This is a genomic window from Mycobacterium shimoidei (assembly GCF_900417275.1).
In the GTDB taxonomy this organism is placed as follows: domain Bacteria; phylum Actinomycetota; class Actinomycetes; order Mycobacteriales; family Mycobacteriaceae; genus Mycobacterium; species Mycobacterium shimoidei.
In genome coordinates, this window is sequence record NZ_UEGW01000001.1 from 4,108,844 (window position 1) to 4,133,655 (window position 24,812).

Sequence of the window (24,812 nt, forward strand, 5' to 3'; positions counted from 1 at the left end):
GCGTGTACCGGCGGGCTGCCCGGGGTACCTCATCGAACGTGGTCACCGCATTCCGGCACTGGTGTACCGCCACGGCCGCCGTCGCTGTTGTGGTCGGGGGGTGTTCGTCGCCCCAGCAGCCGGAAAGCACGCCCGAGGTGACCCTCGTCGAAGTCGGCGCAGCACTGCACAGCCCGATCTGGTCCTACGGCGATCACACCCTGCTGGCGCTCACCGACGATCGCCGATTGGCGAAGATCAGCGGCGCGGAAAGCAGTGCGGCCGTGCACACGGCACAGACCGCGCTGTCGACGCCACTCGATGCCGGCCGCAATCTGCAAATCAGCCAGATGGACGACCGGTACGTCTACGTGCCGGAGCCACGGCGAAATCGGGTGGCGGTGGTCGACATCGCCAGCCTGCAATCCGTCGGCGATTTCGACGCCGGTCCCGCTCCCGATTACCTGTCCGAGGACGCCGGGATGCGCATCCTGCTGGCGCTGTCGGCCGACGGGTCATCGGTGACACCGGTGGAGGAGCACGGCTACCGGAAGTTGGCGACCGCCGACATCACCGGCGGTCGCGCGGACTCGATCGACGGCTCCAACCGCGGACGCTTGATCGACTACCACGTCTACGGGCCATCCGGAATCCGGTATTACAAGGGGCCCTCGTCGCCTCCCGAGGAACGCGGCGCGCTGGCCATGGACGTCGCCGCGTCAGCGGGCAACAGCACCAAAGTCACCCGCATCTATGTCGCCGACCACCGCCACGGCCTTCTGTCCGCCATCGATTCCCGCCGTGAAGGCCAAGGGATGGAGCTGGTCGGTCAAGCACAGGTGTCGTCGTCGCCGATCCGCTACATCGGCACAGACGACACCCGGATCTACGCGGTGACCGACCACGAACTGGTGACCCTGGAGATCGCCAGCTTCGCCGGCTACCCGAACTACAAGATGAATGTGATCCACACGGTTGATTACCGCTCGAATCTGCCTGCCGGCCAAGCAAAGTCGGCGGCACTGTCGGGCATCGCGGTTGGGCCGCACCGAGTTTTCCTCACCCTGCGCGGCACCAATTATGTGGTCGGTGTCGCGAAGCCACATCTGTGAGGGAGGACCGATGACGGTACCGGTCGGTGTCGATGACGATTTCGAGTGGATCAACGAGCAGGTACAGGCGCTGAAGCGGCTCGGAGAAAAGGAAGGACTCGACGAGGGCGAACGCTACGACTTTTCCATCCGGTGGGGCACGGCCCTGTCCGGGCGGCTGCGGCGGCTGGTGCACTACAGCGCCCAGGGCATGCTCACCGAGGCCGACGAGCGCCGGTTTCAGGCGCTGTGTGATGAGCTACGCCGGCTTTCGGAGCTGATCGATCGATTCGAGCTGGCTCAACCAATGTTCACCGATCCCCCACCCGCGAAGGCTAAACGGCATCGGGGAGTTCGACTGTCCAACTCGCGGCGCGAGGGGCGTCTGCGTTCCGGATGAGGAAGTCCTTCTCCTGCAGTCTGATTCCGGTGCGCGGCTTAGGGCAATCCGGGTTGCGGCAGGTCAGCGCAATCATGTAGGCGTCGTCGTCCTCGTCAAGGAATAGGAACCCGAGGTAAAGTGCATCGCCGACATCGAATTCGGTTGCTCCACAAGCATCGCAGTAACCGCCCTTCGCGGTGAGCTGCTCGGTAACCGCATCGCGCTCGGCGGGCGTCAGCGAAACCAATTCGGGGCGAACCATGCCGGTCATCGTCAGATCTCCACGTCCTTGTCGTAGTGGATGTTGTCCTCGCGCCAGCCGCCCAAACCCATGCCGATTCCACGGTAGTCGTCGACCAACTCGATCTGGTTTATCCACTTGGCCATCTTGAACCCGACCTGAGTCTCCACTCGCAGCCGCAGCGGCGCCCCGTGTTTGATAGGCAACGGATTGCCGTTCATCTCGTAGGCCAAAATCGTTTGGGGTTTGTAAGCCAGTTCCATGTCGATGATCTCGTAAAACTGACCCAACCCGTCGGAGCTGGGCTCGTCGCGGCTGTTGTCCTGCATGGTGAGCAGACAGATGTACCGGGCCTGCGGCAGCGGCTTGACTTCCTCCAGCAGCCGGCTCAGGTGAATGCCGGTCCACTGACCAATGCTCGTCCAGCCCTGCACACAGTTGTGCAGCACCCGCTGTGTTTGCGGTTCGCCCAGCGCAGCCAGCCCAGCCAGATCCAGTGTGACCGGTTTTTCGACCAGGCCGCCGACCCGTAGCCGGTAGTCGACGAAGTTGTGCACCGCCATCACCTTGTACTCGTCCGAACACGGCGGCTTGCCGTTGACCCGGTGTTCCTCAGAGAGCTTGGTCACCGGATAGTTCTGTCGGGAATTCAACGGCCGCAACAGCATCAGTTTGGCGCGGGTGTTGATGGCGCCCAGGATTTTGTGCACCTGCACCGGCCGGCGCAGGCTCCATACCGTCGCGGCGACGTGAACGGCGACGATCGCGCCGACGATCACCAACGACAAGAACGTCGCCCAGTTGATGTTGCGGACGGAACCGAAAATCATCGCGGCATTCAGCTGGCCCCAACCCCAGAAGAACACCATCGACAAATGGATCACGATGAAAATCAGGAAAGAGAGCAGCCCGAAGAAATGCAGGTTGCGGGCCCACTGCCGTCCGCCCCACATCCGCACGTACCACGGGAAGCGTGCCTCGATCGCCGGGGATTGCGCGGCGCCGGTCAAAATCTGAAATGGCGCAAGCACAAAGATGACCGCGGCGTAGGCCAGCTTCTGGATGGCATCCAGCGGTTCGCTGGGCAATAGCGGCGGCAGGTTGAACGTCATGTAGGCGACGATGTCGTTCCACGCCTCGGGAAATATCGACCACGAGTAGGGCCAGTACCGGTGCCACTGCCCAGTCGCGAACAACAGGATGTAGTACGACAGGCCGACCAGAATCCAGCCGATCACCGCGGTGAAATGCCAGTGCCGGCCCATGCCCAGCTTCTTGTGGCCGGGCAAGGCAACGATCGAGCTGTAGGACTCTTCCTCGTCAAGAGTGTCGTAGAGCTTGTTGGTCGGCATTTGCTTGGGGGTGAAGCGTGCCCACTCGGTGCCGGGTTTGCTGTCCTCGCGCCAATACAGCTTGGGGTGGGTGCCCAAAATCTCGATCCCGCTGCGCAACAGCAGCGTCAGAAACAGCACATTGAGCCAGTGATCGATCCGCAGCCACACCGGGTAGTCGAACGTCATCAGTCGTGCCAGTTCTGCCGTTGCGGATAGGCCACGTTGATGCCTGATAGCACCGAAAGGTGGACTGCGACGAATCCCATTGCAAACGTCGCTGCCAGATTGCCCGGCGCCACGTCCCAGCGGCCGGTCAGAGCCACCAGCCCCGGTAGACTGACCGGTCTGCTCGCTATATACAAGCCGAGAAAGACGACCGATACCGCATCACCCAGCAGCCAGCCGAGTTGCGGCACACGCGGATTCACACTGAGCCACATCATGGCCGCAGCGAGTAGGCATCCGACGATCAGCACCACGGCGTAGACGACGAAATATGTCGGCGGCGCGGTTTCGCGGGTGACGACATACAGGTGTGTCACCACGATGCCGAGCAGCAGCAGGGAGCCGAGTGCGGTTATCGTGCGCGGCAGGTCGAACGCGACGTAGCCGCCCAGGCGCAGCATCCGGTACACCCGGCTGCGTTCCCACAGGCGCGCGAGCAGGCCCACCGCCGGGAGGTACCCGGCCCGACCTCAGGACAAACCACAAAACGCCGCAGTCGACCCGGCTTGGTAGCCTTTGCGAGGGCTACAGGGTCGGGAGGGGGTCCGGGAGGGTAGGAGGAACGGCCAATGCCTGCTGAGATGGACTGGGACCAGACGGTAGGCACCGCCGAGGATGTACGGCGTGTCTTCGAGAACGTCCCGACCGTCCTCGTCGGCTTCGAAGGCGATGACCACCGCTACATCGCAGTGAATGCCGCCTACCGCGCGCTGTTCCCGAGGGTCATCACGGTTGGGGAACCACTGCTCAAGGTCGCACCCGAACTTCAGGGCCAGTTCATCCACGAGATGCTCGACCGCGTGTACCAAACCGGGGAGCCCCAGGCAGCAAACGAGTGGCGGGTACAGCTGGACATCGACGGTTCCGGAAAGATCCAAGAACGATTCTTCGATTTTCTGGCGACGCCACGCCGCCGTGCGGACGGCTCGATCGAGGGGGTCCAGTTTGTCGTCGACGACGTCACCGCCCGGGTTCGGGACCGCATCGCAGCGGAAGCGCGCGCACAAGAGCTGTCCGATCGCTACCAAAGCGTCCGCAACTCGGCCACTGTCATGCAGCAGGCGCTGCTGGCGCCGTCGGTACCCGTGCTGCCTGACGCCGACATTGCCGCGGAGTACCTGGTTGCAAGCGAAGACACCGCGGCCGGCGGCGACTGGTTCGACGCGATAGCACTCGGCGGGCGACTGCTACTCATCGTCGGCGATGTCGTGGGCCATGGGGTCGAGGCCGCGGCGGTGATGTCGCAACTGCGCACGGCGCTGCGGATGCAGCTGCTCGACGGCCGCTCGATCAGCGAGGCACTCGAGGCCCTGGATCGCTTCCGCGAGCATATTCCCGGGTCGAAATCCGCGACCCTGTGCGTCGGCTCACTGGAGCTCGACAGCGGTGAATTCGAATACTGCACCGTGGGACATCCGCCACCGCTGGTGGTGTCGACCGACGCGACACCGCGGTATCTGGAACCCTCCGGCGGTGGTCCGCTGGGCAGCGGCACCGGGTTCCCGGTGCGCATCGAGACCTTAGACATCGGTGACGCCGTTCTGCTCTACACGGACGGGCTCATCGAGCGCCCGGGCCGGCCGTTGGCCGCCAGCACGGCAGAGTTCGCCGACCTGGCCGCCAAAATTCTTGGTGGCGGCGGTCTGCCGCTGGACGCCGACAGGCCGATTGATCGCCTCTGCGCCCAGACGCTGGAACTCTTGCTACGCACGACCGGCTACAGCGATGACGTGACACTCCTTGCAGCACAACGCCGTATCAGCACAGCGCCGCTGCAGATGACGCTGGGAGCCACCGTTGATGCCGCCCGAACGGTTCGCGCTCGGCTGCGGGACTGGTTGTCTGAAAACGGCGCCGGAGCCCAAGACGTCACCGATGTCGTGCATGCGATGTCGGAGTTCGTCGAGAACGCGGCCGAGCATGCCTACCGCGACGGGTCGGCGGGCGACATCGTGGTGCAGGCGGCTCTCAGCGCCGACGGCGTGTTGCGCGCCTCGGTCGCCGACCGCGGGCGATGGAAAGAGCCACGCCCCGAAGATGATCCGACCCGAAGCGGCGGGCGCGGGCTTGCAGTAGCCAAGGCGCTGGTCTCGGAAATCAGTGTCATCCGCGGCGACGACGGGACAACGGCCCAGCTCGCCCATCCGCTTACCAGGCCCGCGCGAATCGTTACCGATCCCAAAGTGATCCCGGGCCGCAACGAGCGCGACGCTGACTACGAATACCGCACCGCTGTCGATGACGCTGGGCGCATTGTGGTAGTCGGCGACGTCGATGTGGATACCGCCGCAAAACTGGGGCAGCAGATAACCATCGGAAGCCGTGCCGGGACAAAGCCTGTCACGATTGACCTGAGTTCGGTCACGCACCTGGGATCGGCCGGGGTGAGCGTGCTGGCAGACGCTTATGCGCAAGCACGCCATAACGACACCGACTGCATCCTGCTTGCGCCGCCCGGCAGCCCGGCGCACCACGTCTTGTCGCTCGTCCGGTTGCCGATCGCGGAAGGCGAAACCGCCGTACGCTGAGAACTGGGCTCACCCGGTGCCAGTGCCGACCGGCGGCCCGGAGCACTCGACGAGCCGATGCGCCGCCTCGAACAGCAGCGCATGCACAAACGCCTGCGGCAGGTTTCCGCGTAGTTGCCGCTGGGTCACGTCGAATTCCTCGGTGAAGAGCCCGGGAGGGCCGCAAGCCGTACGGTTGCGCTCGAACCATCGCACAGCGGCCAGGTCGTTACCCTGCTGATGGTCTGCCAGCGCCATCAGGAATCCGCACAGTAAGAAGGCGCCTTCGGCCTCACCCAACGGCCGCTCGTCCGGCTGAAACCGATATACGAACCCGTCCCGCCCCAAGTCCGCACGCACCGCTTCGAGTGTGGCGATGCTGCGCGGATCGCCGGTCGGCAGCCCTCCACGGATCGACGGCGTCAGCAGCGCCGCGTCGACGCGCGGATCATCCGGTGCCCGTTGCCATCTGCCGCTTGGATGCAGGCAATCGGAATCGACGTCGGTGATCAACCTGTCCGCCAGGTGATGCCACTGGGCGCCTCGGCGGGCGGGTGCGACGTCACCGATCCGCCGCAATCCCGCCGCGCAGATCAGCCGTGAGTGCGCCCAGCGCCGGTCATCCACCTCCCAGATCCCGGCGTCCGGCTCACGCCAGCGGTTTTCGATCGCATCGACCAAAGTTTCCACAGCACGCCAATGTTCGGTGTCCAGGCGATCCAAGCGGGCACTTGCGGCCAGCAGCAGCAGCGCTTCACCGAACGCGTCGAGCTGGAACTGGTCGGTCACCCAATTGCCGGTCTTGACCGCGGCGCCGGGATAGCCCGGCAGGTCGAGATCTTGCTCTTTGGGCGGTGCACTGCCGGTGACGCAGTAAGCCGGCTTGAGCCGGGGGCCATCGGTGAGCACCCGCTCGCTGACGAAGCGCACCGCATCGTCAAGCAACGGCAGCGCCCCGGCCACGGCGACGGCCTGCCCGGCGTAGCACTGATCGCGAATCCAGCAATAGCGATAGTCGTAGTTGCGCCCTTGCTCGGCTCGTTCCGGCAGCGACATCGTCGCCGCCGCGACCATCCCGCCACTGCTGCTCGTCAGGCCGCGCAACACCGCATAGGCCGTTTGGGTGTCGTCGTCGGCGATCGTGCCGGAAACCGTGGGAACCGCCTGTGCCCAAGCGCTTTCGGTGGTACGCCAGGCATCGTTGGGCCGTATCGCGTCGGAGGGTAACTCGCGGTCAGAAAGCTCCAAGACCAAGTCGTGGTCGTGCCCCGGGGCGACGTCGATGATCATCTGCAGCGATCCGTCGTCGCCGCGCTGCGCCTTTGTCGCACCTGCCCAACGGAATCGGTGGGGGCCGCTGCGTCCGGTCCACACGCCGTCGTCGCAGGACAGATCGTGCATACGTTCGGTGCCGAACTGCGCACGGACGTCGAGCATGACGCGCATGCGCATCGTCTCGTCGAGTGCCCGGATGCGGCGCAGTATCACGGCGATGTGTGGATCACCCGGAAAGGCCAAAGCCTCACGGCATTCCACGATCCCGCCGGTGGTCACCCAGCGCGAGCGCCAGATCAGCGACCCCTTCTCGTAGTGGCCGCCCCACACGTAGCTCGGGTGGTGCGGCGCCACGCCGTAGACACCGCCGCCGCCGAGCAGGCTTGCGAACACCGCGGGGCTGTCCCAGCTCGGCATGCACATCCAGCAGCAGTCGCCGCGCGGCCCGACGACGATGCCCCGCTCGCCGTCGGCGAGCAACGCGTACTCGCGAAGTATGTGCGGCGGAACCTGGTCAGCCACTTCTACCATCGTTGCGGCATACCCCGATCGGGTTGCGGGTAGTCACCGGGCAATGACTGCGCGTGCCGGCTCAGCGATCCCCGTCGAATCCGTCGACGTCGCGGCGTACTCGATCCCCACCGATGCCCCGGAATCCGACGGCACCCTGACCTGGGACTCGACCACCTTGGTGCTGGTGAGCGTGCACGCCGGCGGCAAGACCGGCACCGGATACACCTACGGCGGCACCGCCATCACGACGGTGGTGACCGACAAGTTGGCGGACGTCATCACCGGCGGTGACGCCCTGCAGCCGCCCGCGCGCTGGGCCGAGATGCAGCACGCCGTGCGCAATATGGGCAAGCCTGGCACGGTGGCCTACGCGATTTCGGCGGTCGACATCGCATTGTGGGATCTGCACGCCCGGTTGCTCGACGAACCGCTGGTGGTCGCGCTCGGCGCGGTGCATGACGCGACACCGATCTACGGCAGCGGCGGATTCACCTCCTACGACAATGACACCCTGCGCAAGCAGCTCTGCGGCTGGGTCGACGCCGGCATCCCCCGGGTCAAGATGAAGGTCGGCCGCGACCCGGATGCCGACATCGAACGGGTGGACGCCGCCCGGTCAGCGATCGGCGAAGACGTGGAGTTGTTCGTCGACGCCAACGGGGCTTACACCCGCAAGCAGGCGCTGCTGTGGGCGCGGCGCTACGCCGAATACGACGTGCGATGGTTCGAAGAACCGGTGAGTTCTGACGATCTCGACGGCCTGCATCAACTCTGCGAGCTCGGGCCCGCTGGAATGGACATCGCCGCCGGCGAGTACGGCTACCACCTGCCGTATTTCCATCAGATGCTGGCCGCGCGTGCGGTGGACTGCCTGCAGGCCGACGTCACTCGTGCGCTGGGTATCACCGGAGTTCTCAAGGTCGCCGCATTATGCGACGCGCGCGGGATGGACCTGTCGTTGCATTGCGCGCCGCAGATCAGTTGCCAGGTCGGCACCGCGGTGTGGCACCAACGGCATCTGGAGTATTTCCACGACCACGTGCGTATCGAGCGGCTGGCCTTCGACGGCACCATCGATCCCGAACCGGGTGGCCTCCTGCGTCCGGACCGCACGGCACCGGGCCATGGGTTGACCGTCAAACATGCTGACCTAGAGCAGTTCCGGGTGGCCTGAGGGTGAATCCTTGGCGCCGAGTGTGATCGTATGGCGGGGTTTTCGCGGGCAGGCTCAAGCCATGGCTTCACTCTGGACGCCCCCGGTTCACACTCGATCTCATAAGGCCTTCACAGCTGGCACTCATCGAGGCGCCGTAACGTCGCTTGTGATTAGCCCGACGAAGTAAACAAGTACTCAGTCTTGAGAACTTTGGAGGCGCCGCGATGGACATCGTTCTCGGGGTGTCGCTGGCGCCGACGACGATTCGCCTGGTCTTGGTCGAGGGCGAAAACGCCGATGGTGTCACGGTCGAGGAAGACGATTTCGACGTCGCGAACGACGAGGCACCGACCGTCAGTGCCGCGGATCAGGTGATCGCGGCCATCCTCGGCACTCGGGAAGGCGCTGCCGCGAGTGGTCACCAGTTGGCGTCGACCGGGGTGACGTGGACCGATCCCACCGATGCCGCGGCGCTGCGTGATGCGCTGGCGGCCCACAAGGTTGAGAACGTCATGCTGGTCTCGGCGTTCTTGGCCTCGGCCGCCCTGGCCCAAAGTGTCGGCAACGCGCTCGGTTACGAGCACACCGCGATGCTTTTCGTCGAACCGGACACCGCGACGCTGGGTGTTGTCGATGGTCGTGACGGCTCGGTCAGCGACGTGTACCGCCGGCCGCTGCGCGGCGACAACCTGGTGGCTGAGCTCGCGACGATGATCAGCGACTTGGACAATGTGGGGACTCGCCCTGACGGCCTGTTCATGGTTGGCTGCGGTGTCGACGTCGCGGCTATCAAGCCGGCCCTGGAGGCGACCATCGGGCTGCGGATCAACGCAGCCGAGGAACCCGAAACGGCGCTGGCCCGCGGCGCGGCGCTGGCGTCGGCCAATGCGCCGTTGTTCGCGTCGTCCACAGCGGCGTTGGCCTACGCGCAGGATCCCGGCACCGGCCAGGTAACCCCCGGCGCCGTCGTATCCGGCTACCTCGAGGGGGATTCGGCAGACGACGACGCTGAAAGTGAGGTCGTGTCCGAGGATGGCGACCTCGACGAGACGGGGCCTGCACGCAGGCCGATGCTGTTGATCGGCAGCATGCTGGCCGTGGTTTTCGTCACCGCGGCGCTGGCGCTGGAGGTGGCGCTGACGCTGGGAATCCGCCCGGCGGCCGTCGGGCTGCTGCCCATGCCGGTTCAGCGCCTGCTCATCCCGACCGAGGAGGCTCCTGTTCCTCCGGTCTCGGCCCCCACGCCGCCGGCGATTCACATGACCGCACCCGCGGCACCGCCACCAGCTCCGCCGGTTCAGGTCGCCGCGCCGCAGTTGCCCGCCGCGCCGGCTCCTGTCCCGCCACCACCCGCGGCACCGCCACCCCCCGCGGCACCGCCACCGGTTCCGGTTCCCGCCGCACCAGTGCCCGCACCTGTTCCTGTACCGATCCCGATCCACGTGCCGATTCCCGGACCCGTGGGCGAGCCGGTTCGACAGCCGCCGGTGCATATTCCCCAGCCACCTGCACATGTCCCCCACCCACCGGCGCACGCGCCCACACCCCCGGCCCAGGCACCAAGGCCCCCGATACACCTGCCCACACCGCCGGCCCAGGCACCCAAACCACCCATCGACCTACCCACACCCCCGGCCCAGGCACCAAGGCCCCCGATACACCTGCCCACACCGCCGGCCCAGGCACCAAGGCCGCCCGTCGATCTGCCGACGCCTCGACCGCCGCTCAACCTGCCTGCGCCGAGGCCCCCGATCCAGTTGCCGGCTCCGCGGCCGCCCACGATGCCGGCTCCTCAGATGCCGCAGATGCCTGCGATGCCGCGACTGCCGTCGATGCCGGCTCCGGCGGCGCCGCGAATGCCGTCGATGCCGGCTCCGGCACTGCCGCACTTCAAACTGCCGATGCCGTCATTCCATTTCTGACTATGGGTTCGGGCCGACGGCCGACTGCGTTGATGGTGGTCCCGACTGGGATCGAACCAGCGACCTTCCGCGTGTGAGGCGGACGCTCTCCCGCTGAGCTACAGGACCGGTGCCGAAAGGCGAACGACGTCGAACTTAGCACGCATGGGCGTTGCGGGAAGAACGCGTTTGCACCGCCAGAAGTGGGCTTGCCGAATGTGCCGAATAATTTGTGCGGGCCCGCTCAGGTGGACTATCGTCGTGCTTCGCGACGGGCGACGATCTCGTCCGTGGCTCGCGGATGTAGCGCAGTTGGTAGCGCATCACCTTGCCAAGGTGAGGGTCGCGGGTTCGAATCCCGTCATCCGCTCGAAGGTAGCGGTTTCAACCCCAGCGGTGGAGTGGCCGAGTGGTGAGGCAACGGCCTGCAAAGCCGTGCACACGGGTTCGATTCCCGTCTCCACCTCAATTTTCTGACCTAGGCGCGGTTAGCTCAGCGGGAGAGCGCTTCCCTGACACGGAAGAGGTCGCTGGTTCAATCCCAGTACCGCGCACCACTTCCCCGCTGGACCCGAAAGCTTTTGTTCCGGCGGTGATTTCGACGTTGCGGGTCGCCCCGTCGCAGGCTAGCAGCCGGAAATCACCGGGTTAGCCGTGCGGCGCCTCAGAGATCTTGCTGTCCGGTTTCCCGACCGTTTGGCAATAGGTCGATACCGAAACGCGCGTTGCGGAGATCTCCAGATTGCTAGGTTCAGCGCCGCTCTTGTCCTTGAGCATCTTGCTGATCTCCGAGTCTTGCTTCTTCTCGTCCTGCGTAGTGAAGTCCTTGCATTTCGTGTCGCCACCGGTGTTGACGACCTCTGAAGCAGAGCATCCGCTGAACAGCAACATGGCGATCGCGATCGCCGCAGGTGCAATTGGCTTCATCGTGGGCCTTTCCTCGTCGATGTGGTAGTACCTGTACACCACGAGGACGGACTTTAAACACATCCCTCGATCGAAATGGGCTTTCGCGCCGAAAGATCGCCGAGCCAAACCAATTGCGGGATCGGGTTGCCAGAATGGCACCGTCCGGCGAGAGCGCCCGCACTCGTGGACAATGCAATCGACGAGGCAAGTAATCGCACTAGCCGGAATGATCGCCGCGCCCTCGACAACGCCGGGATCACCTAAAAACCCCGAGGGCCCGATCGCCGACGGCAAAGCGATGTGCACAATGCTCGACGGTGGCAAGAGCGGGCCAGACATCGTCACGCACTTGACCCAATCCAACCTTGGATTCGCGCCGCGGGAGGCCGCGAAATTTTTGATGCTGGCGACCGTCACCTACTGCCCCAAGTACCCGCAAGTGGCTGAGGTCAGCAAGTAGCTCAATTCAGTTGAAGCCCGGCGGGCACTCATCGCCGTTGGAATAAAACCCGGTTATCCCATTGGTGCACCACCGCTGCGGCATGGGTTCACGCATACCGTTGGCGACGGCAACGGGGCCGAAGACGGGTGCCGCCACGGCAGAGGCAAGCAAGGCGGTGCCGATGAAGATGCGAATGCGGTTCCTGATCATCATGGTCCCCCACTGGGTGGATTGTTGTCACTGCCGCCGGGGCCGCTGACGACGTTCAGATGCTGCGGGCAGTAAGCGCTCGCCGCGATCGCGGTGAACTTGGCGGCTCCGGAAACCGTGAACCCTGGGTTTTCCTCGGTCAGCCTTTTGACCACGTCCAACTCCGGCTGGCCCGAGTCCATCAGTTCACACGCCGTTCTACCGGCCGCCACGGCTTTTTCCGCATTCCTGAACGTGATGCCGGCCTTGCCGAGCGCGGTGAGAAACTCAACGTCGATCCCGGCCGGTTCGGCATGCGCCGGTACCGCCAGGCCGGTCAGGGCAGCGGCAGCCGCCAGCGGCGATAAAAACTTCATAACTCCATCATCGCCGACCCGCACCGTGTTGTCGCGTTGGCACCGCGGCGCTGCAGGGCGCACCGGATAGTCTGCGTTTGCGAGCAAACACCAGCGGGAGCCACTCATGACCGAACGCATCGAAGTTCAGCGCCACATCGCCGCCCCGGCAGCGGACATCTTCGGCGTACTGTGCGACCCGCACGGACACGTCGCCATCGACTCGTCCGGGATGCTGCAGGACGCGGAAGGCACCCCGGTCGGCGCGGCCGGTGACAGTTTCGTGGTGCACATGGACCGCCAGGCGCTCAACGACTTTCCGGAGCTGGGCCGCTACGACGTCACGGTCAGTATTCGCGACTTCGAGCCCGACCGGCTGATCTCCTGGACCGTACTGGGCCAGATTCGACCGCAGATCGGCCATGTCTACGGCTACCATCTCGAACCCGACGAGAACGGCACGGTTGTGACGTCGTTCTATGACTGGTCGGAAATCGACGAAAAGTGGCGTGCAGCAGGTATTTTCCCGGTTATTTCTGAACTCGCCCTGCGCGCGACACTGGGCATCTTGGATCGCACCGTCCACCGCGGTTACGCGAAAGGATAGGGCTCAGATACAGCCGTTGACGCTGACCCGGCGGCGGCCACCGAGGTTGACGCACGCATTGATATCCGGACGGGGCCCGCGGCCGGGAACGACGACCGGGGGCGGCGGCGCTGCACAGTCGTCCGACGTACACGTGGTGTCCTGACAGTCGGGCTGTGTGTCGTCGCATGCGGCCATGGGCCTCGGCTCCGACGCGCTGCCGACGACAGCGACGAACGGGAGGCACGACACCGCCAGCAGATAGGCAACTGCCATAGCCAGTCGTCGAGTCATCGGCCAAGTGTAATTCGACACACGTTCAGGGACTGCCGAACAGGCGTCAACCTTCAGTTGACGGCACTAGCCTGGTCAACCTAAAGTTGACGGTATGCCTGAGCCGACCCAGATCTCCTATCCCGTCCGCCTTGATGAGCTGATCACCGCCATCAAGCGGGCGCACACCGATGCGCTCGACCAACTCAGCGACGCGGTCCTGGTCGCCGAGCATCTTGGCGAAGTCGCCGACCACCTGATTGGTCACTTCGTCGACCAGGCGCGTCGCTCGGGCGCCTCCTGGACCGATATCGGCAAGAGCATGGGCGTCAGCAAGCAGGCCGCCCAGAAGCGCTTCGTGCCACGCACCCTCGACCCGGACCAGGGTTTCGAGCGGTTCACTCCCCGCGCCCGCAATGCCGTCGTCGCCGCCCAAAACGCCGCGCACGAGGCGCGCAATGCCGAAATCACCCCCGATCACCTGGTGCTGGGCGTGCTCAGCGACCCTCACGCGCTGGCCACCAAGCTGCTCGCCGCGCAGCGGGTTGACGCCGAAAGCGTCCGCGCGGCGGTCACATTGCCGCCGGCGGTCGAGGAGCCTCCGCAACTGATCCCGTTCAGCGGCCCGGCCCGCAAAGCGCTCGAGCTGACCTTCCGGGAAGCACTTCGGCTGGGGCACAACTACATCGGCACCGAGCACCTGCTGCTGGCCCTGCTCGAACTGGAGGACGGCGCCGGTCCGCTACACCGGGCCGGTGTCGCCAAGGATCGCGCCGAGACCGACCTGATCGAAGTGCTGGAATCTCTGGTGACTGACAAAACTGACTGAACGCGCATGCGATGTGTAATCATGCGAGGGTCGCAGAGGAGGGCGCGCAGAAATGAAAGCGCATCGCTGGTTGGTAGCGTTGGTAGCGCTGATCGCCGTCGTCGTCGTCGCCGGGCTCGTGGTCGCTCCGCGCGCATCAGCAGGCGACGCACCGATCGGGCGACTCGGCGACACGTTGCGGGTCGACACCGGCAAACTGATCGCCGACGTCACCGTCACCAGCGTCACGCCGGTTGACCCGCCGCCGGGATTCGGCTACCAGCGCAGCGGCGTTCCGATCAAGAGCTTCCCGGGCAGCGCGGTCAACCGCGCCGACGTGGCGATCCGCGCCATCCAGGTCCCCAACCCATTCCAGATGGCCACCGATTTCAGCTTTGTCGGGGTCACCCCGTTCGCCGACGCGTACAAGCCCCGTCCGTCCGACGCGCCCGACGCACTGGACGCCGCGCTGGCGAACGCGCCCGCCGGATCGGTGGTCCGCGGCGGCGTGTACTGGGATGCTTACCGCGACCCGGTGTCCAACGTCGTACTGCTGGACAAAAAGACGGGCGTACACCTCGCGCAGTGGAACCTCTGACCGTCCACAGCATCACGGCGAACTTCAACGGCCTCGATGAACTGGCGACTGTCGCCGCGCGCACCTTTCCGCTGGCATGTCCACCGTCGGTGACACGGGAGGACATCGCGTCGTTCGTCGAGGCCAACCTGTCGGTCGCACGCTTCAGCGAATATTTGACCAGCCCTGACCACGTCGTACTGGTCGCGCGGCGAGACGACCGGATTGTGGGCTATGCCATGCTCGTTCGCGACGACGGCGTTGAGCTATCCAAAATGTACGTCCTGCCGCAACAGCATGGAACAGGGGTGTCGACGGCATTGATGAACGCGACACTGCGAGCTGCCGCGCAATTCGGCGCCAACTTCATCTGGCTTGGCGTCAACCAGAAAAACCAACGCGCGCAACGCTTCTACCGCAAGCACGGCTTCGCTGTCACCGGCACCCGGACATTTCAGGTCGGTACCAGCCGTGAGCAAGACTACGTCATGACCCGAAAGCTGTAGCGCTCAACGACAGCAGCCGTGAGATCGCCCGCAGATACTTCTTGCGGAAGCCGCCGGCAAGCATCTCGTCGCTGAAGATGCGGTCCAGACTCTCCCCCGACGCCGCGACCGGGATGCCGGCGTCATAGAGCCGGTCGGTGAGCGCCACCAGCCGCAGCGCCACGTTCTGGTCGTCGATGCGGTGCACACCGGTGAGAAACACTGCCGTCACACCTTCGATCAATGCCAGGTACCGCGACGGGTGCATGCTGGCCAGATGTGCACACAGCGCGTCGAACTCGTCGAGGGTGGCACCGTCGATCCCTGCGGCCCATGCCTTTACCTGTTCGTCGGAAGGCGGCTCGGGCGCCGGCGGCAGGTCACGGTGCCGGTAGTCCGGACCGTCGATCCGCACTACCGTGAAAATGTTCGCCAGCGTTGTGATTTCACGCAGAAAGTCCTGCGCCGCGAAGCGGCCTTCACCCAGCTGCTCGGGCAGCGTGTTGGAAGTGGCCGCCAGCGACACACCACGCTCGACCAGCTGCGAGAGCATCCGCGCGATCAGCGTCGTGTTGCCGGGGTCGTCGAGCTCGAACTCGTCGATGCATACCAGCATGTAATCACTGAGCAGTTCAATGCATTCGGTGAAACCGAACACACCGGCCAGCTGGGTCAGCTCCATGAAGGTCGCAAAAGCCTTGCCGTCGTTGGGAACCGCGCGGTACGCAGAGGCCAGCAGATGTGTTTTGCCAACCCCGAACCCGCCGTCGAGGTAGAGCCCGGTGCCGGGCAACACTTCTCGCTTGCCGAACCACTTGCGCCGGCCCGCCCGGCGCTCGACCGCCTGTTCACAAAACCGCCGACACGCCTCCACGGCGGCGGACTGGCTGGGCTCGGCGGGGTCGGGGTGATAGCTCGCGAAGCTCACATCGGCGAATGTCGGAGGCGGGATCAGCTGAGCGATCAGCCGCTCGCGTGAAACGCTCGGATGCCGATCCACCAGATGCCCGACCCGACCCATGCAGGCACCCTATCGACGTGCTGAGATCGAACTCATGGAGCTCACGCTGCTGGAGTCGGGCAGGCGGCTCATGGATGGCGAACTGGCAGAGCTCTACGCCTACCCCTCCAACGAGCCGTGGGTGCGAGCCAACTTCATCGCCAGCATCGACGGCGGCGCCACCGTCAACGGCACCACCGGCCGGCTGGGCGGGTCGACCGATCGGTTCCTGTTCAACGTGCTGCGCGAGCTCGCCGACGTGATTCTGGTCGGCGCGGGCACCGTGCGCATCGAAGGCTATTCCGGGGCTCGCCCAACGCTCGACGCGCGGCACAGGCGGCAGGCGCGCGGCCAGAGCGAAGTCCCGCCGCTGGCGATCGTCAGCAAGTCCGGTCATCTGGATCGCGACATGGCGGTGTTCACCCGCACCGAGGTGCCGCCGCTGGTGCTCACCTGTGGGGCGGTCGCCGAGGAGACGCGGCGCCGGCTGGCCGGGCTTGCCGAGGTCATCGACTGCTCGGCCGGCAACCCGGACGTGGTGGACGAGGCGGCGCTGCTGGCCGCGCTGATCGACCGCGGGCTGCCGCGGGTGCTGACCGAGGGCGGCCCCATGTTGTTCGGCTCGCTGGTGGAGCGCGAAATGCTGGACGAGCTGTGCCTGACCATCGCGCCGTGTGTGGTCGGCGGTCAGGCCGAGCGGATCGCCAGCGGCCCGGGGCAGGTGCACACCCGGATGCATTGCGCCCACATCCTCCGCGACGAGGACGGCTATCTGTACACCCGCTACGTCAGGCACTGATGGCTAGAAGCCGAGCGCAGCAAGCTACTGGCTACTGTGGTCGCATGAGCCGGCACGCCACGCGCGCCGCGACCTTGCTCGCGGTGACTTCGCTGCTGGTCGGCTGTGTACCGGGCCTGGGCGCCAACCCGCGGTTCGCCACCGACTCCGGCGCGCGACCGCAAGGCCAGGCGACGACACGTCCGCCGAGTGGTCCGCCGCCGATCGCCGCTCCCAAGAACGACCTGCCATGGCGCGATTGCACGTCACGGGTGTTCGGCGACGCGGCGGTTCCGGCCACGCCGGGGATCAAACTGGACTGTGCCAGCTACGACGCCGACCTCGACCCGGTCAACGGCGCGTCCGGGACGCTGAGCATCGGTGTGGTACGCGCCCGGTCGGTGCAAACACCGTCCGATGCCGGGCCGGTGGTGTTCACCACCGGATCGGATGTGCCGTCGTCGCTGCAACTGGCGGTCTGGCTTTCCCGCGCGGGCGGCGACGTGCTGCGCCGCCACCCCATCGTCGCCGTCGACCGTCGCGGGATGGGCATGTCGAGCCCGGTCGACTGCCGCGACCAGTTCGACCGCCAGGAGATGCGCGACCAGGCGCAGTTCGAGGCCGGCGACGACCCGGTGGCCAACCTGGCCGACATCACCCAGACCGCCACCACCAATTGCACCGACACCATCGCTCCCGGCGACTCCGATTACGACAACACGCACGCCGCCACCGACATCGAGCGGCTGCGCAGCATGTGGGACGTCCCGTCGCTGGCCCTGGTCGGGATCGGCAACGGCGCGCAGGTGGCGCTGTCCTACACCGGGTCGCATCCCGACAAAGTGTCTCGGTTGATCCTGGACTCACCGGTCCCGCTGGGTGCGGGCGCCGAAGCTGCCGCCGAGCAACGGGTCAAGGGCGAGCAGGCGGCGCTGGACGCGTTCTCCGCGCAATGCGCCGCGATCAACTGCGCGCTGGGGCCAGATCCCAAAGGGGCGGTGAGCTCGATGCTCGCCGACGCCCGCGCCGGGCACGGGCCCGGCGGCCTGTCGGTGGCCTCGCTCGCCCACGCCATCTCCACCGCGCTGGGCTACCCGACCGGTGACCGCGTCAGCACCACCACCGACCTGGCCAACGCGCTGGCGAGCGCACGCACCGGTGACATCAACTTGCTCAACAACCTGGTCAACAGGGCCGAGTCGATCCGCTTGACCGACGGTCAGTTCATCAACTCGTGCAGTGATGCACTCAACCGCCCGACACCCGATCGGGTGCGCCAACTGCTGGTCGCATGGGGCAAGCTGTATCCGCAGTTCGGCCCGGTCGGTGCGCTCGATTTGGTCAAGTGCGTGCACTGGCCGAGCGCCACCCCACCCAAAGCGCCCAAGGACCTCAAAACCAATGCGCTGCTGCTGGGTGTCCAGAACGACCCGATCGTCGGCTCGGAAGGCGTCGCCGCCACAGCCGCGACGATCATCAACGCCAGCGCGGCCAGCAAGCGGGTGATGTGGCAAGGCATCGGCCACGGCGCCAGCATCTACTCGTCGTGCGCCCTGCCGCCGCTGATCGGATACCTAGACAGCGGCAAGCTGCCCGACACCGACACCTACTGTCCCGCCTGATACTTTGCGCGGGTGACATCGGTTTTGTCCCTGTTTCGCCCCCGCACCAGCGCGCCCAGCACCGCGACGGTACTGCGGTCGGCGTTGTGGCCGGCGGCCATCATGGCCGTCATTCACCGCAGCATTGTGGTGACCACCAACGGCAACATCACCGACGATTTCAAGCCGGTTTACCGCGCGGTGCTCAACTTCCGGCACGGCTGGGACATCTACAACGAGCATTTCGACTACGTCGATCCGCACTACCTGTATCCGCCCGGCGGAACGCTGATCATGGCACCGTTCGGCTATCTGTCGTTCGCGGAGTCGCGTTACCTGTTCATCCTGTGCAACACCATCGCGATCGTGGTCGCGGGGTATCTGCTGCTGCGGATGTTCGGGTTCGCGCTGTCCTCAGTGGCGGCACCGGCGCTGCTGCTGGCCATGTTCTGCACCGAATCGGTCACCAACACACTGGTTTTCACCAACATCAATGGCTGCATCCTGTTGTTGGAGGTGCTGTTCTTCCGGTGGCTGCTGGACAATTCACCGGGCCGCCAATGGTGGGCGGGGGCAGCGATCGGTTTGGCGTTGGTGGTCAAACCGGTGCTGGGTCCGTTGCTGTTGCTGCCGCTGGTCAACCGCCAATGGCGTGCCGTGATCATGGGTCTGGTGGTGCCGGCGGTGTTCAATCTGGCCGCGCTGCCGTTGGTGGCCGATCCGATGAATTTCTTCACCCGCACGCTGCCCTACATATTGGGTACGCGTGACTACTTCAACAGCTCGATTCTGGGCAACGGCGTGTATTTCGGGCTGCCCACCTGGCTGATCCTGTTCCTGCGAATCCTGTTCACGCTGATAGCAATCGGCAGCCTCTGGCTGCTGTACCGCTACTACCGGGTGCGTGATCCACGGTTTTGGCTGCTGACGTCCTCCGGCGTGGTGCTGCTGTGGTCCTGGCTGGCGCTGTCGCTGGCCCAGGGCTACTACTCGATGATGCTGTTCCCGTTCCTGATGACGGTGGTGTTGCCCAACTCGGTGATCCGCAACTGGCCGGCCTGGCTGGGCATCTACGGCTTCTTGACGATGGACCGCTGGCTGCTGTTCAACTGGATGTACATCGGACGCCCGCTCGAATACCTGAAGATCACCTATGGCTGGTCGTTGCTGTTGATCGTCACGTTCTGCGTGCTCTACTTCCGCTATCTGGACGCCAAGGCCGAAAACCGGCTCGACGACGGGATCGATCCGGCCTGGCTGAGGACGCAGCAGCGCCTCACCGCCAAGAGCGCTAGCGTGGACGCATGAGCTCTCCCAAGGTGCAACTGACCGACGACGAATGGCGTCAAAAGCTCACCCCCGAGGAGTTCGCGGTGCTGCGACGAGCCGGCACCGAGCCCCCGTTCACCGGTGAATACACCGACACCAAGACCGAGGGCGTCTACCAGTGCCGGGCGTGCGGCGCCGAACTGTTCCGCAGCACCGAAAAGTTCGAATCCCATTGCGGCTGGCCGTCGTTCTTTGACCCGGCCAACTCCGAGGCGGTGATCCTGCGGCCCGACGACTCGATGGGCATGCGCCGCACCGAAGTGTTGTGCGCCAGCTGCCACAGTCATCTGGGTCACGTCTTCGAAGGCGAGGGCTACCCGACACCGACCGACCAGCGCTACTGCATCAACTCGATCTGTCTTGTGTTAGTCCCTCGCGAAAGTGCAACTACCGACACGTTTCGCGAGTAAGACCGTCGCTAGTTGCACTTTCGCGGCGGTAGAAGTCGGGATCAGTCCACCCGAGTGGCGTGGCATTCCCAAAACGGCGCGTGGGCGCGGCCGCCTTCCAGCCACGGCTCGATGATCCGGAAACGCTCCATGAGCGGCTTGAGTTGCTCGGCCATGTCGGGGTTGCGCGCGAGCATCATCTCGAAGCTCTCCGTGCTCAGGTTGACCTGGTAGGTGGTGGGGCCGAGGTAGGTGATCTCCCACCCGGCCGCGGGCAGCACCTGTCGGAAATCGTCTTCGGAGAGCGAGCGCGGCATGCGAAAACCGTTGAGGTTGTGCTCGCCGAATTCGAACATGTACAGCCGCGCACCGGGCTTGGTGGCCCGGTGCAGCGCCCGGGCATAGGACTGCTGTAGTTCCTTGTCCTCGCTGAACACGTGGTAGAAGGCGCAGTCGACTACGGTGTCGAAGCGGTTGTCCAGCCCGTCCAGCTTCGTGGCGTCGGCCAGCTGGAAGTTCACCGATACTCCGGCGCGGCGCGCGTTTTCCCGCGCACGTTCCAGGCCGCTGGGTGACGCGTCGATTCCGGTGGCCGAGTAGCCCTTTGACGCGTAGTAGATCGCGTGGTGCCCGGGACCGGTGCCCGGGTCAAGCACCTCACCCTTGATCGCGCCGAGTGCCACCAGCTGTTGAACGACCGGTTGCGGGCCACCGATGTCCCACGGCGTCGCGGCGGGCAGGCCGTGCGACGTCCGCTCGTCGCGGTACATCGCCTCGAAGCGGTCGGGGTCGGCGGAAGTCATGGCAGCGCGGTCACCAGCTGCTCGACCGGGACCCGAGGCCCGGTGAAAAACGGTGTCTCCGCACGGGTATGACGTCGGGCATCGGTCGCCCGCAGCTCGCGCATCAGGTCGACGATGCGGTGCAACTCGGGCGCCTCGAACGCCAGAATCCACTCATAGTCGCCGAGGGCGAACGCCGGCACGGTGTTGGCCCGGACGTCTTTGTACGCCCGGGCAGCCATCCCATGTTCGGAGAGCATGCGGCGGCGTTCCTCCTCGGGCAGCAGATACCACTCGTAGGAGCGCACGAAGGGGTAGACGCAGATGTAGGCGCCGGGCTCCTCGCCGGCGAGAAAAGCCGGAATGTGGCTCTTGTTGAACTCCGCCGGCCGATGCAGCGCGACGCTGCTCCACACCGGCGTGCAGGCCCGGCCCAGCGTGGTGGTGCGCCGAAAGTCGGTATACGTGCCCTGCAGGGCTTCGACGCGTTCGGCGTGCGTCCAAACCATGAAGTCGGCGTCGGCACGCATGCCCGCGACGTCGTAGAGGCCGCGCACCACCACGCCGCGCTCCTCCTGCTGCTTGAAGAAGGTGGCGGTCTCGTCGACGACACCGTCGCGCTCGTCGCCAAGCACCCCCGGACGCACCGAGAACACCGAAAACATGAGGTAGCGCAGGGTGGCGTTGAGGGCGTCGTAGTCCAGGCGGGCCATGTCTCTATCGTGCCACGCCGCTCAGCAGCTCCGAGACCGCCCGGCCGGCCGCCCCGACGCAGGCGGGCACCCCGATGCCGTCGAGGTAGCTGCCGGCCACCGCGAGTCCGGGTGGCAGGCCGGCGCGCAGCTCGGCGACCACATCGGCATGGCCGGGCCCGTACTGCGGCATCGCATCGAGCCAGCGGCGCACGTGCGCGTCCAGCGGCTCGACGGCCACACCGAACACCGCCTCCAGGTCCTGGCGCGACCAGGCCAGCAGCTCGTCGTCGGAGGCGCGGCGCGCTACGTCATCACCGCATCGCCCGAACGACAGCCTCAGCAGCTCCACCTCGCCGCGGACCCCCCATTTTCGCGACGACAGTGTGATCGCCTTGGCGCGCAGCTCTTCTCCGGTGGCCACCAGCACACCAGAATGCTCCGGGAACGCCGTGCCGGCGGGGACGGCGAGCGCCACCACGACCGACGACGCGCTGGTGATCCGACGGGCCGCCGCAGCAGTGCGCGGGGCCAGCGGGTCGACGAGGTCCGCCAATCGTGGCGCGGGGACGGCCAGGATGACGGCGTCGGCGCGCCACTGCGCCCCGGTGCTGTCGCGCAGCGTCCAGCCGGGCTCGATCGTGCTCACGGCGGCCTGCACCCAGCGCAGTCCGCTGCGCCGGACCAGTTCGTCGACGAGCACCCGGTAGCCGCCGTGCACCGCGCCGAACACCGGCCCGTCGTGAACCGAGGCCAGGGCCGTGCTGACCGCCTCGGTCAGACTGGCCGCGCCGCGGTCGAGGACCGCCGCCACCGCGGGGGCCGCCGAGCGCAGCCCGATGGTGGCCCCCGAGCCCGCGTAAACGCCGGCCAGCAGCGGGTCGACCGACCGGGAAACCACCTGCTCACCGAACCGGTCGGCCACCAACTCGGCCACCGACGGGTCGCCGCCGGGTCGCCAGCTCAGCGGCCGCCCAGGCTCGGCGGCCATCTGCGCCATCGTCGCGTCGTCGACCAGGCCGGCCACCGACTCCGGCGACGAGGGAATCCCGGCGACCGTGCCGGTCGGCAGCGGGTGCAGTCGAGCCTGGCTGTAGATCAGCGGCCGGGCGCCGGTGGTGTCCAGTTGCCGGTCGGAGAGCCCCAGCTCGGCCAGCAGCGCCGGCACTTCGGGCCGACGCACCACGAACGCCTCGGCGCCGACGTCCATCGGTTGCCCGCCGACCTGTTCGGTCCGCAGCACGCCGCCGAGCCGATCGGCCGGATCGAAGAGCGTGATCGTCGCCTCGTCACCGACAGCCAGCCGCAGCCGATATGCCGCTGTCAGCCCCGAAATTCCGCCGCCGACAACACAATACGAGTTCACAATGTGTGCACCAGCGATACCAGTTCGGTCAGCACGCCCGGATCGGTGTCCGGCAGCACCCCGTGACCCAGGTTGAAGATGTGTCCGGCCGCACCGGCGTCCACGGCGCGACGCCCGTCGTCGACCACGGCGCGGGCCGCCCGCTCGACCACCGGCCAGCCGGCCAGCAGCACGGCGGGATCGAGGTTGCCCTGCAGCGCCGTGCCGGTCTTGACCCGTGCTGCGGCGTCGCACAGCGAGGTCCGCCAATCTACCCCGACCACGGTGGCGCCCGCGGCCGACATCGCGCCCAGCAGTTCGCCGGTGCCCACCCCGAAGTGCGTCATCGGCACGCCGTCATCGGCCAATGCGGCGAACACCCGCGCACTGTGCGGCTGGACATAGCTGCAGTAGTCGGGCAGCGACAGCGCGCCCGCCCACGAGTCGAAAACCTGGATGGCGTCCACCCCGGCATCGAGCTGGACCCGCAGGAAGCCGATGGTGAGGTCGGTCAGCTTTTCCATCAACGCATGCCAGCTGTCCGGTTCGGCCAGCATCATCGCCTTGGTGCGGGCGTGGTGGCGGCTCGGGCCGCCTTCGACCAGATAGGAAGCCAGCGTGAACGGCGCGCCGGCGAACCCGATCAGCGGAACCTCGCCCAGGGCCGCCACCAGCAGCGCGACGGCGTCCGATACCGGTTGAATTCGTTGTGGGTCAAGGGGTTTCAATGCGGCGACGTCGGCTGCGGTGCGCACCGGCGCAGCGATGACCGGCCCGACATCGGGCACGATGTCCAGGTCGATCTCCGCGCCGCGCAACGGCACCACGATGTCGGAAAACAGGATCGCCCCGTCCACGTCGTGGCGGCGCACCGGCTGCAGAGTGACCTCGCAGATCACCTCGGCGTCGAAGCAGGCCTCCATCATGCTCTGCTGCGCCCGCAGTGCCCGGTATTCGGGCAACGAACGGCCGGCCTGCCGCATGAACCACACCGGGATCCGGTGCGGCTTGCGGCCCGTGGCCGCGGCCAGATACGGCGACCCGGGAAGGTCGCGACGCTTAGTCATCGGGCTCAATGCTGCCACGCGACGTGTGCGCACGGCCGTTTCGGGGAATGCGCAGTGCGACGACTCGGAAGGAGCAAGCGCGGCGAAGCCGGGCGCAGCGGGTCGCCACAGAAAGGACGACGGCTGATGTTGCTCATGGACAAGTCGAGAAACGGTGTGGTCGAGGAAGCGGAATACTTCGTCGACCACGCGTTGCGCAATATCGCTCACGGTCGCTTCGAACGGTCGCTGGCCGGGTTGACTGCCTTCGCGGCATTGGTGACGACGGCGGAGGTCTATTTCGAGCATTACCGCGCCAGCTTCGGCAACAAATGGATGTGGAGCCCGATCGTGGTGACCCCGCCGGTGGTGGTCGCCGGCGTGGGCGGGGTGTTCTCGAAGCGCTGGGCCAAGCGGTGGCTGCCGATCACCGCCGGCATCTATGCCGCGAACGGGTTGATGGGCCAGTACTTCCATGCTCGCGGCGTGGCCCGCAGGCCAGGCGGCTGGCGGCTGGCCACCTACAACGTGCCGATGGGGCCGCCGATCGCCGCCCCAGGGCTGATGAGCATCGTCGGAGCGATGGGTCTTTTGGCCGCGATTCTGCGCCGCGAGAAGTGA

At 66.1% G+C, this 24,812-nt stretch carries 28 protein-coding genes and 4 tRNA genes; 18 read left to right on the forward strand and 14 right to left on the reverse strand.

The window, feature by feature from the left end:
• Window positions 1-38: 38 nt before the first annotated feature.
• Both MSP7336_RS19765 and MSP7336_RS19770 read left to right on the forward strand, forming a co-directional pair.
• Window positions 39-1,091 (forward strand): YncE family protein, encoded by a 1,053-nt coding sequence (locus MSP7336_RS19765; protein ID WP_069396645.1) that lies wholly within the window; start codon window positions 39-41, stop codon window positions 1,089-1,091.
• A 10-nt stretch (window positions 1,092-1,101) separates the two neighbouring features.
• A complete protein-coding gene (locus tag MSP7336_RS19770) occupies window positions 1,102-1,470 on the forward strand; it encodes a hypothetical protein (RefSeq protein ID WP_069396644.1) in 369 nt (122 codons plus the stop codon).
• Here MSP7336_RS19770 and MSP7336_RS19775 read toward each other — a convergent pair.
• The 3 genes from MSP7336_RS19775 to MSP7336_RS19785 are packed head-to-tail and all read right to left on the reverse strand — an operon-like array spanning window position 1,406 to window position 3,698.
• Window positions 1,406-1,723, reverse strand: a complete 318-nt coding sequence (locus tag MSP7336_RS19775) for a hypothetical protein (protein ID WP_069396643.1) — start codon at window positions 1,721-1,723, stop codon at window positions 1,406-1,408. The genes MSP7336_RS19770 and MSP7336_RS19775 overlap by 65 nt on opposite strands.
• A 2-nt stretch (window positions 1,724-1,725) precedes the next feature.
• A complete protein-coding gene (locus MSP7336_RS19780) occupies window positions 1,726-3,216 on the reverse strand; it encodes a molybdopterin-dependent oxidoreductase (protein WP_069396642.1) in 1,491 nt (496 codons plus the stop codon).
• Window positions 3,213-3,698 (reverse strand): oxidoreductase, encoded by a 486-nt coding sequence (locus MSP7336_RS19785; protein ID WP_342353141.1) that lies wholly within the window; start codon window positions 3,696-3,698, stop codon window positions 3,213-3,215. The genes MSP7336_RS19780 and MSP7336_RS19785 overlap by 4 nt, the downstream gene beginning before the upstream one ends.
• A 123-nt stretch (window positions 3,699-3,821) precedes the next feature.
• Between MSP7336_RS19785 and MSP7336_RS19790 the strand changes: the two genes are divergently transcribed.
• The gene (locus tag MSP7336_RS19790) at window positions 3,822-5,780 is read left to right on the forward strand and encodes a SpoIIE family protein phosphatase (protein WP_113964394.1); all 1,959 of its coding nucleotides are present in this window, start codon (window positions 3,822-3,824) and stop codon (window positions 5,778-5,780) included.
• A gap of 9 nt (window positions 5,781-5,789) precedes the next feature.
• Here the strand turns inward: MSP7336_RS19790 and MSP7336_RS19795 are convergent, their stop codons facing one another.
• Window positions 5,790-7,565, reverse strand: coding sequence for a glycoside hydrolase family 15 protein (locus MSP7336_RS19795; protein WP_113964395.1), 1,776 nt, complete (start codon window positions 7,563-7,565; stop codon window positions 5,790-5,792).
• A gap of 43 nt (window positions 7,566-7,608) precedes the next feature.
• On the opposite strand from MSP7336_RS19795, the gene MSP7336_RS19800 reads away from it, so the two are divergent.
• Window positions 7,609-8,721: an enolase C-terminal domain-like protein gene (locus MSP7336_RS19800; RefSeq protein WP_113964396.1), complete on the forward strand. Its 1,113-nt coding sequence runs from the start codon at window positions 7,609-7,611 to the stop codon at window positions 8,719-8,721.
• A gap of 206 nt (window positions 8,722-8,927) precedes the next feature.
• Window positions 8,928-10,625 (forward strand): DUF7159 family protein, encoded by a 1,698-nt coding sequence (locus MSP7336_RS19805; RefSeq protein ID WP_113964397.1) that lies wholly within the window; start codon window positions 8,928-8,930, stop codon window positions 10,623-10,625.
• Window positions 10,626-10,658: 33 nt separating this feature from the next.
• On the opposite strand, the gene MSP7336_RS19810 is transcribed toward MSP7336_RS19805, so the two are convergent.
• A tRNA-Val gene (locus MSP7336_RS19810) sits at window positions 10,659-10,733 on the reverse strand.
• 168 nt (window positions 10,734-10,901) lie between these two features.
• On the opposite strand from MSP7336_RS19810, the gene MSP7336_RS19815 reads away from it, so the two are divergent.
• The 3 genes from MSP7336_RS19815 (at window position 10,902) to MSP7336_RS19825 (ending at window position 11,161) form a co-directional block, all read left to right on the forward strand.
• Window positions 10,902-10,974, forward strand: a tRNA-Gly gene (locus MSP7336_RS19815).
• Between the two features lie 25 nt (window positions 10,975-10,999).
• A tRNA-Cys gene (locus tag MSP7336_RS19820) sits at window positions 11,000-11,070 on the forward strand.
• 16 nt (window positions 11,071-11,086) lie between these two features.
• Window positions 11,087-11,161, forward strand: a tRNA-Val gene (locus MSP7336_RS19825).
• Window positions 11,162-11,252: 91 nt separating this feature from the next.
• On the opposite strand, the gene MSP7336_RS19830 is transcribed toward MSP7336_RS19825, so the two are convergent.
• Window positions 11,253-11,531: a hypothetical protein gene (locus MSP7336_RS19830; RefSeq protein WP_069396692.1), complete on the reverse strand. Its 279-nt coding sequence runs from the start codon at window positions 11,529-11,531 to the stop codon at window positions 11,253-11,255.
• 208 nt (window positions 11,532-11,739) lie between these two features.
• Here MSP7336_RS19830 and MSP7336_RS19835 point away from each other — a divergent pair, with 208 nt between their 5' ends.
• Complete coding sequence (locus MSP7336_RS19835; protein ID WP_181786860.1) at window positions 11,740-11,973, forward strand: DUF732 domain-containing protein; 234 nt, start codon at window positions 11,740-11,742, stop codon at window positions 11,971-11,973.
• Window positions 11,974-11,979: 6 nt separating this feature from the next.
• Here MSP7336_RS19835 and MSP7336_RS19840 read toward each other — a convergent pair whose 3' ends face one another.
• A complete protein-coding gene (locus MSP7336_RS19840; protein WP_113964399.1) occupies window positions 11,980-12,168 on the reverse strand; it encodes a hypothetical protein in 189 nt (62 codons plus the stop codon).
• On the reverse strand, window positions 12,165-12,521 hold the full coding sequence (locus MSP7336_RS19845) for a DUF732 domain-containing protein (RefSeq protein WP_113964400.1): 357 nt from the start codon (window positions 12,519-12,521) through the stop codon (window positions 12,165-12,167). The genes MSP7336_RS19840 and MSP7336_RS19845 overlap by 4 nt, the downstream gene beginning before the upstream one ends.
• 106 nt (window positions 12,522-12,627) lie before the next feature.
• Here MSP7336_RS19845 and MSP7336_RS19850 point away from each other — a divergent pair, with 106 nt between their 5' ends.
• On the forward strand, window positions 12,628-13,107 hold the full coding sequence (locus MSP7336_RS19850) for an SRPBCC family protein (RefSeq protein WP_113964401.1): 480 nt from the start codon (window positions 12,628-12,630) through the stop codon (window positions 13,105-13,107).
• Window positions 13,108-13,110: 3 nt separating this feature from the next.
• On the opposite strand, the gene MSP7336_RS19855 is transcribed toward MSP7336_RS19850, so the two are convergent.
• A complete protein-coding gene (locus MSP7336_RS19855; protein WP_142706820.1) occupies window positions 13,111-13,380 on the reverse strand; it encodes a hypothetical protein in 270 nt (89 codons plus the stop codon).
• Between the two features lie 94 nt (window positions 13,381-13,474).
• Between MSP7336_RS19855 and MSP7336_RS19860 the strand changes: the two genes are divergently transcribed.
• From MSP7336_RS19860 to MSP7336_RS19870, 3 genes are read left to right on the forward strand one after another with little or no spacing between them, the layout of a single operon-like run.
• On the forward strand, window positions 13,475-14,188 hold the full coding sequence (locus MSP7336_RS19860) for a Clp protease N-terminal domain-containing protein (RefSeq protein ID WP_069396633.1): 714 nt from the start codon (window positions 13,475-13,477) through the stop codon (window positions 14,186-14,188).
• 52 nt (window positions 14,189-14,240) lie between these two features.
• Complete coding sequence (locus tag MSP7336_RS19865; RefSeq protein WP_113964403.1) at window positions 14,241-14,765, forward strand: hypothetical protein; 525 nt, start codon at window positions 14,241-14,243, stop codon at window positions 14,763-14,765.
• Window positions 14,753-15,250, forward strand: coding sequence for a GNAT family N-acetyltransferase (locus tag MSP7336_RS19870; RefSeq protein WP_113964404.1), 498 nt, complete (start codon window positions 14,753-14,755; stop codon window positions 15,248-15,250). The genes MSP7336_RS19865 and MSP7336_RS19870 overlap by 13 nt, the downstream gene beginning before the upstream one ends.
• Here MSP7336_RS19870 and zapE read toward each other — a convergent pair.
• The gene (gene zapE, locus MSP7336_RS19875; RefSeq protein WP_113964405.1) at window positions 15,231-16,250 is read right to left on the reverse strand and encodes a cell division protein ZapE; all 1,020 of its coding nucleotides are present in this window, start codon (window positions 16,248-16,250) and stop codon (window positions 15,231-15,233) included. The genes MSP7336_RS19870 and zapE overlap by 20 nt on opposite strands.
• A gap of 34 nt (window positions 16,251-16,284) precedes the next feature.
• On the opposite strand from zapE, the gene MSP7336_RS19880 reads away from it, so the two are divergent.
• From MSP7336_RS19880 to msrB, 4 genes are read left to right on the forward strand one after another with little or no spacing between them, the layout of a single operon-like run.
• Window positions 16,285-17,028 carry a pyrimidine reductase family protein gene (locus MSP7336_RS19880; protein WP_113965122.1) on the forward strand — a complete coding sequence of 248 codons (744 nt, stop codon included), beginning with the start codon at window positions 16,285-16,287 and terminating at the stop codon, window positions 17,026-17,028.
• A gap of 44 nt (window positions 17,029-17,072) precedes the next feature.
• Window positions 17,073-18,629: an alpha/beta fold hydrolase gene (locus MSP7336_RS19885; protein ID WP_069396629.1), complete on the forward strand. Its 1,557-nt coding sequence runs from the start codon at window positions 17,073-17,075 to the stop codon at window positions 18,627-18,629.
• Window positions 18,630-18,641: 12 nt separating this feature from the next.
• Entirely contained in the window at window positions 18,642-19,916 is a 1,275-nt protein-coding gene (aftC, locus tag MSP7336_RS19890) for an arabinofuranan 3-O-arabinosyltransferase (RefSeq protein ID WP_113964406.1), read from the forward strand.
• Entirely contained in the window at window positions 19,913-20,347 is a 435-nt protein-coding gene (gene msrB / locus MSP7336_RS19895; protein WP_069396627.1) for a peptide-methionine (R)-S-oxide reductase MsrB, read from the forward strand. The genes aftC and msrB overlap by 4 nt, the downstream gene beginning before the upstream one ends.
• Window positions 20,348-20,388: 41 nt before the next feature.
• On the opposite strand, the gene MSP7336_RS19900 is transcribed toward msrB, so the two are convergent.
• Genes MSP7336_RS19900 through hemE form a run of 4 tightly spaced genes read right to left on the reverse strand, consistent with a single transcriptional unit; the run spans window position 20,389 to window position 24,212 of the window.
• Complete coding sequence (locus MSP7336_RS19900) at window positions 20,389-21,129, reverse strand: class I SAM-dependent methyltransferase (RefSeq protein WP_113964407.1); 741 nt, start codon at window positions 21,127-21,129, stop codon at window positions 20,389-20,391.
• Entirely contained in the window at window positions 21,126-21,821 is a 696-nt protein-coding gene (gene hemQ / locus MSP7336_RS19905; RefSeq protein ID WP_069396626.1) for a hydrogen peroxide-dependent heme synthase, read from the reverse strand. Before hemQ ends, MSP7336_RS19900 begins: the two co-directional genes overlap by 4 nt.
• Window positions 21,822-21,825: 4 nt before the next feature.
• A complete protein-coding gene (locus MSP7336_RS19910; protein WP_069396689.1) occupies window positions 21,826-23,169 on the reverse strand; it encodes a protoporphyrinogen oxidase in 1,344 nt (447 codons plus the stop codon).
• Entirely contained in the window at window positions 23,163-24,212 is a 1,050-nt protein-coding gene (gene hemE / locus MSP7336_RS19915; RefSeq protein ID WP_113964408.1) for a uroporphyrinogen decarboxylase, read from the reverse strand. The genes MSP7336_RS19910 and hemE overlap by 7 nt, the downstream gene beginning before the upstream one ends.
• Window positions 24,213-24,347: 135 nt before the next feature.
• Between hemE and MSP7336_RS19920 the strand changes: the two genes are divergently transcribed.
• Window positions 24,348-24,812 (forward strand): hypothetical protein, encoded by a 465-nt coding sequence (locus MSP7336_RS19920; RefSeq protein WP_244917567.1) that lies wholly within the window; start codon window positions 24,348-24,350, stop codon window positions 24,810-24,812.

Coding starts and splice junctions, on each gene's coding strand:
- MSP7336_RS19770 (WP_069396644.1), top strand. CDS start 1,102: ATGACGGTACCGGTCGGTGTCGATGACGATTTCGAGTGGATCAACGAG.
- MSP7336_RS19775 (WP_069396643.1), bottom strand. CDS start 1,723: ATGACCGGCATGGTTCGCCCCGAATTGGTTTCGCTGACGCCCGCCGAG.
- MSP7336_RS19790 (WP_113964394.1), top strand. CDS start 3,822: ATGCCTGCTGAGATGGACTGGGACCAGACGGTAGGCACCGCCGAGGAT.
- MSP7336_RS19795 (WP_113964395.1), bottom strand. CDS start 7,565: ATGGTAGAAGTGGCTGACCAGGTTCCGCCGCACATACTTCGCGAGTAC.
- MSP7336_RS19800 (WP_113964396.1), top strand. CDS start 7,609: ATGACTGCGCGTGCCGGCTCAGCGATCCCCGTCGAATCCGTCGACGTC.
- MSP7336_RS19805 (WP_113964397.1), top strand. CDS start 8,928: ATGGACATCGTTCTCGGGGTGTCGCTGGCGCCGACGACGATTCGCCTG.
- MSP7336_RS19830 (WP_069396692.1), bottom strand. CDS start 11,531: ATGAAGCCAATTGCACCTGCGGCGATCGCGATCGCCATGTTGCTGTTC.
- MSP7336_RS19835 (WP_181786860.1), top strand. CDS start 11,740: ATGATCGCCGCGCCCTCGACAACGCCGGGATCACCTAAAAACCCCGAG.
- MSP7336_RS19840 (WP_113964399.1), bottom strand. CDS start 12,168: ATGATGATCAGGAACCGCATTCGCATCTTCATCGGCACCGCCTTGCTT.
- MSP7336_RS19845 (WP_113964400.1), bottom strand. CDS start 12,521: ATGAAGTTTTTATCGCCGCTGGCGGCTGCCGCTGCCCTGACCGGCCTG.
- MSP7336_RS19850 (WP_113964401.1), top strand. CDS start 12,628: ATGACCGAACGCATCGAAGTTCAGCGCCACATCGCCGCCCCGGCAGCG.
- MSP7336_RS19855 (WP_142706820.1), bottom strand. CDS start 13,380: ATGACTCGACGACTGGCTATGGCAGTTGCCTATCTGCTGGCGGTGTCG.
- MSP7336_RS19860 (WP_069396633.1), top strand. CDS start 13,475: ATGCCTGAGCCGACCCAGATCTCCTATCCCGTCCGCCTTGATGAGCTG.
- MSP7336_RS19865 (WP_113964403.1), top strand. CDS start 14,241: ATGAAAGCGCATCGCTGGTTGGTAGCGTTGGTAGCGCTGATCGCCGTC.
- zapE (WP_113964405.1), bottom strand. CDS start 16,250: ATGGGTCGGGTCGGGCATCTGGTGGATCGGCATCCGAGCGTTTCACGC.
- MSP7336_RS19880 (WP_113965122.1), top strand. CDS start 16,285: ATGGAGCTCACGCTGCTGGAGTCGGGCAGGCGGCTCATGGATGGCGAA.
- MSP7336_RS19885 (WP_069396629.1), top strand. CDS start 17,073: ATGAGCCGGCACGCCACGCGCGCCGCGACCTTGCTCGCGGTGACTTCG.
- msrB (WP_069396627.1), top strand. CDS start 19,913: ATGAGCTCTCCCAAGGTGCAACTGACCGACGACGAATGGCGTCAAAAG.
- MSP7336_RS19900 (WP_113964407.1), bottom strand. CDS start 21,129: ATGACTTCCGCCGACCCCGACCGCTTCGAGGCGATGTACCGCGACGAG.
- hemQ (WP_069396626.1), bottom strand. CDS start 21,821: ATGGCCCGCCTGGACTACGACGCCCTCAACGCCACCCTGCGCTACCTC.
- hemE (WP_113964408.1), bottom strand. CDS start 24,212: ATGACTAAGCGTCGCGACCTTCCCGGGTCGCCGTATCTGGCCGCGGCC.
- MSP7336_RS19920 (WP_244917567.1), top strand. CDS start 24,348: ATGGACAAGTCGAGAAACGGTGTGGTCGAGGAAGCGGAATACTTCGTC.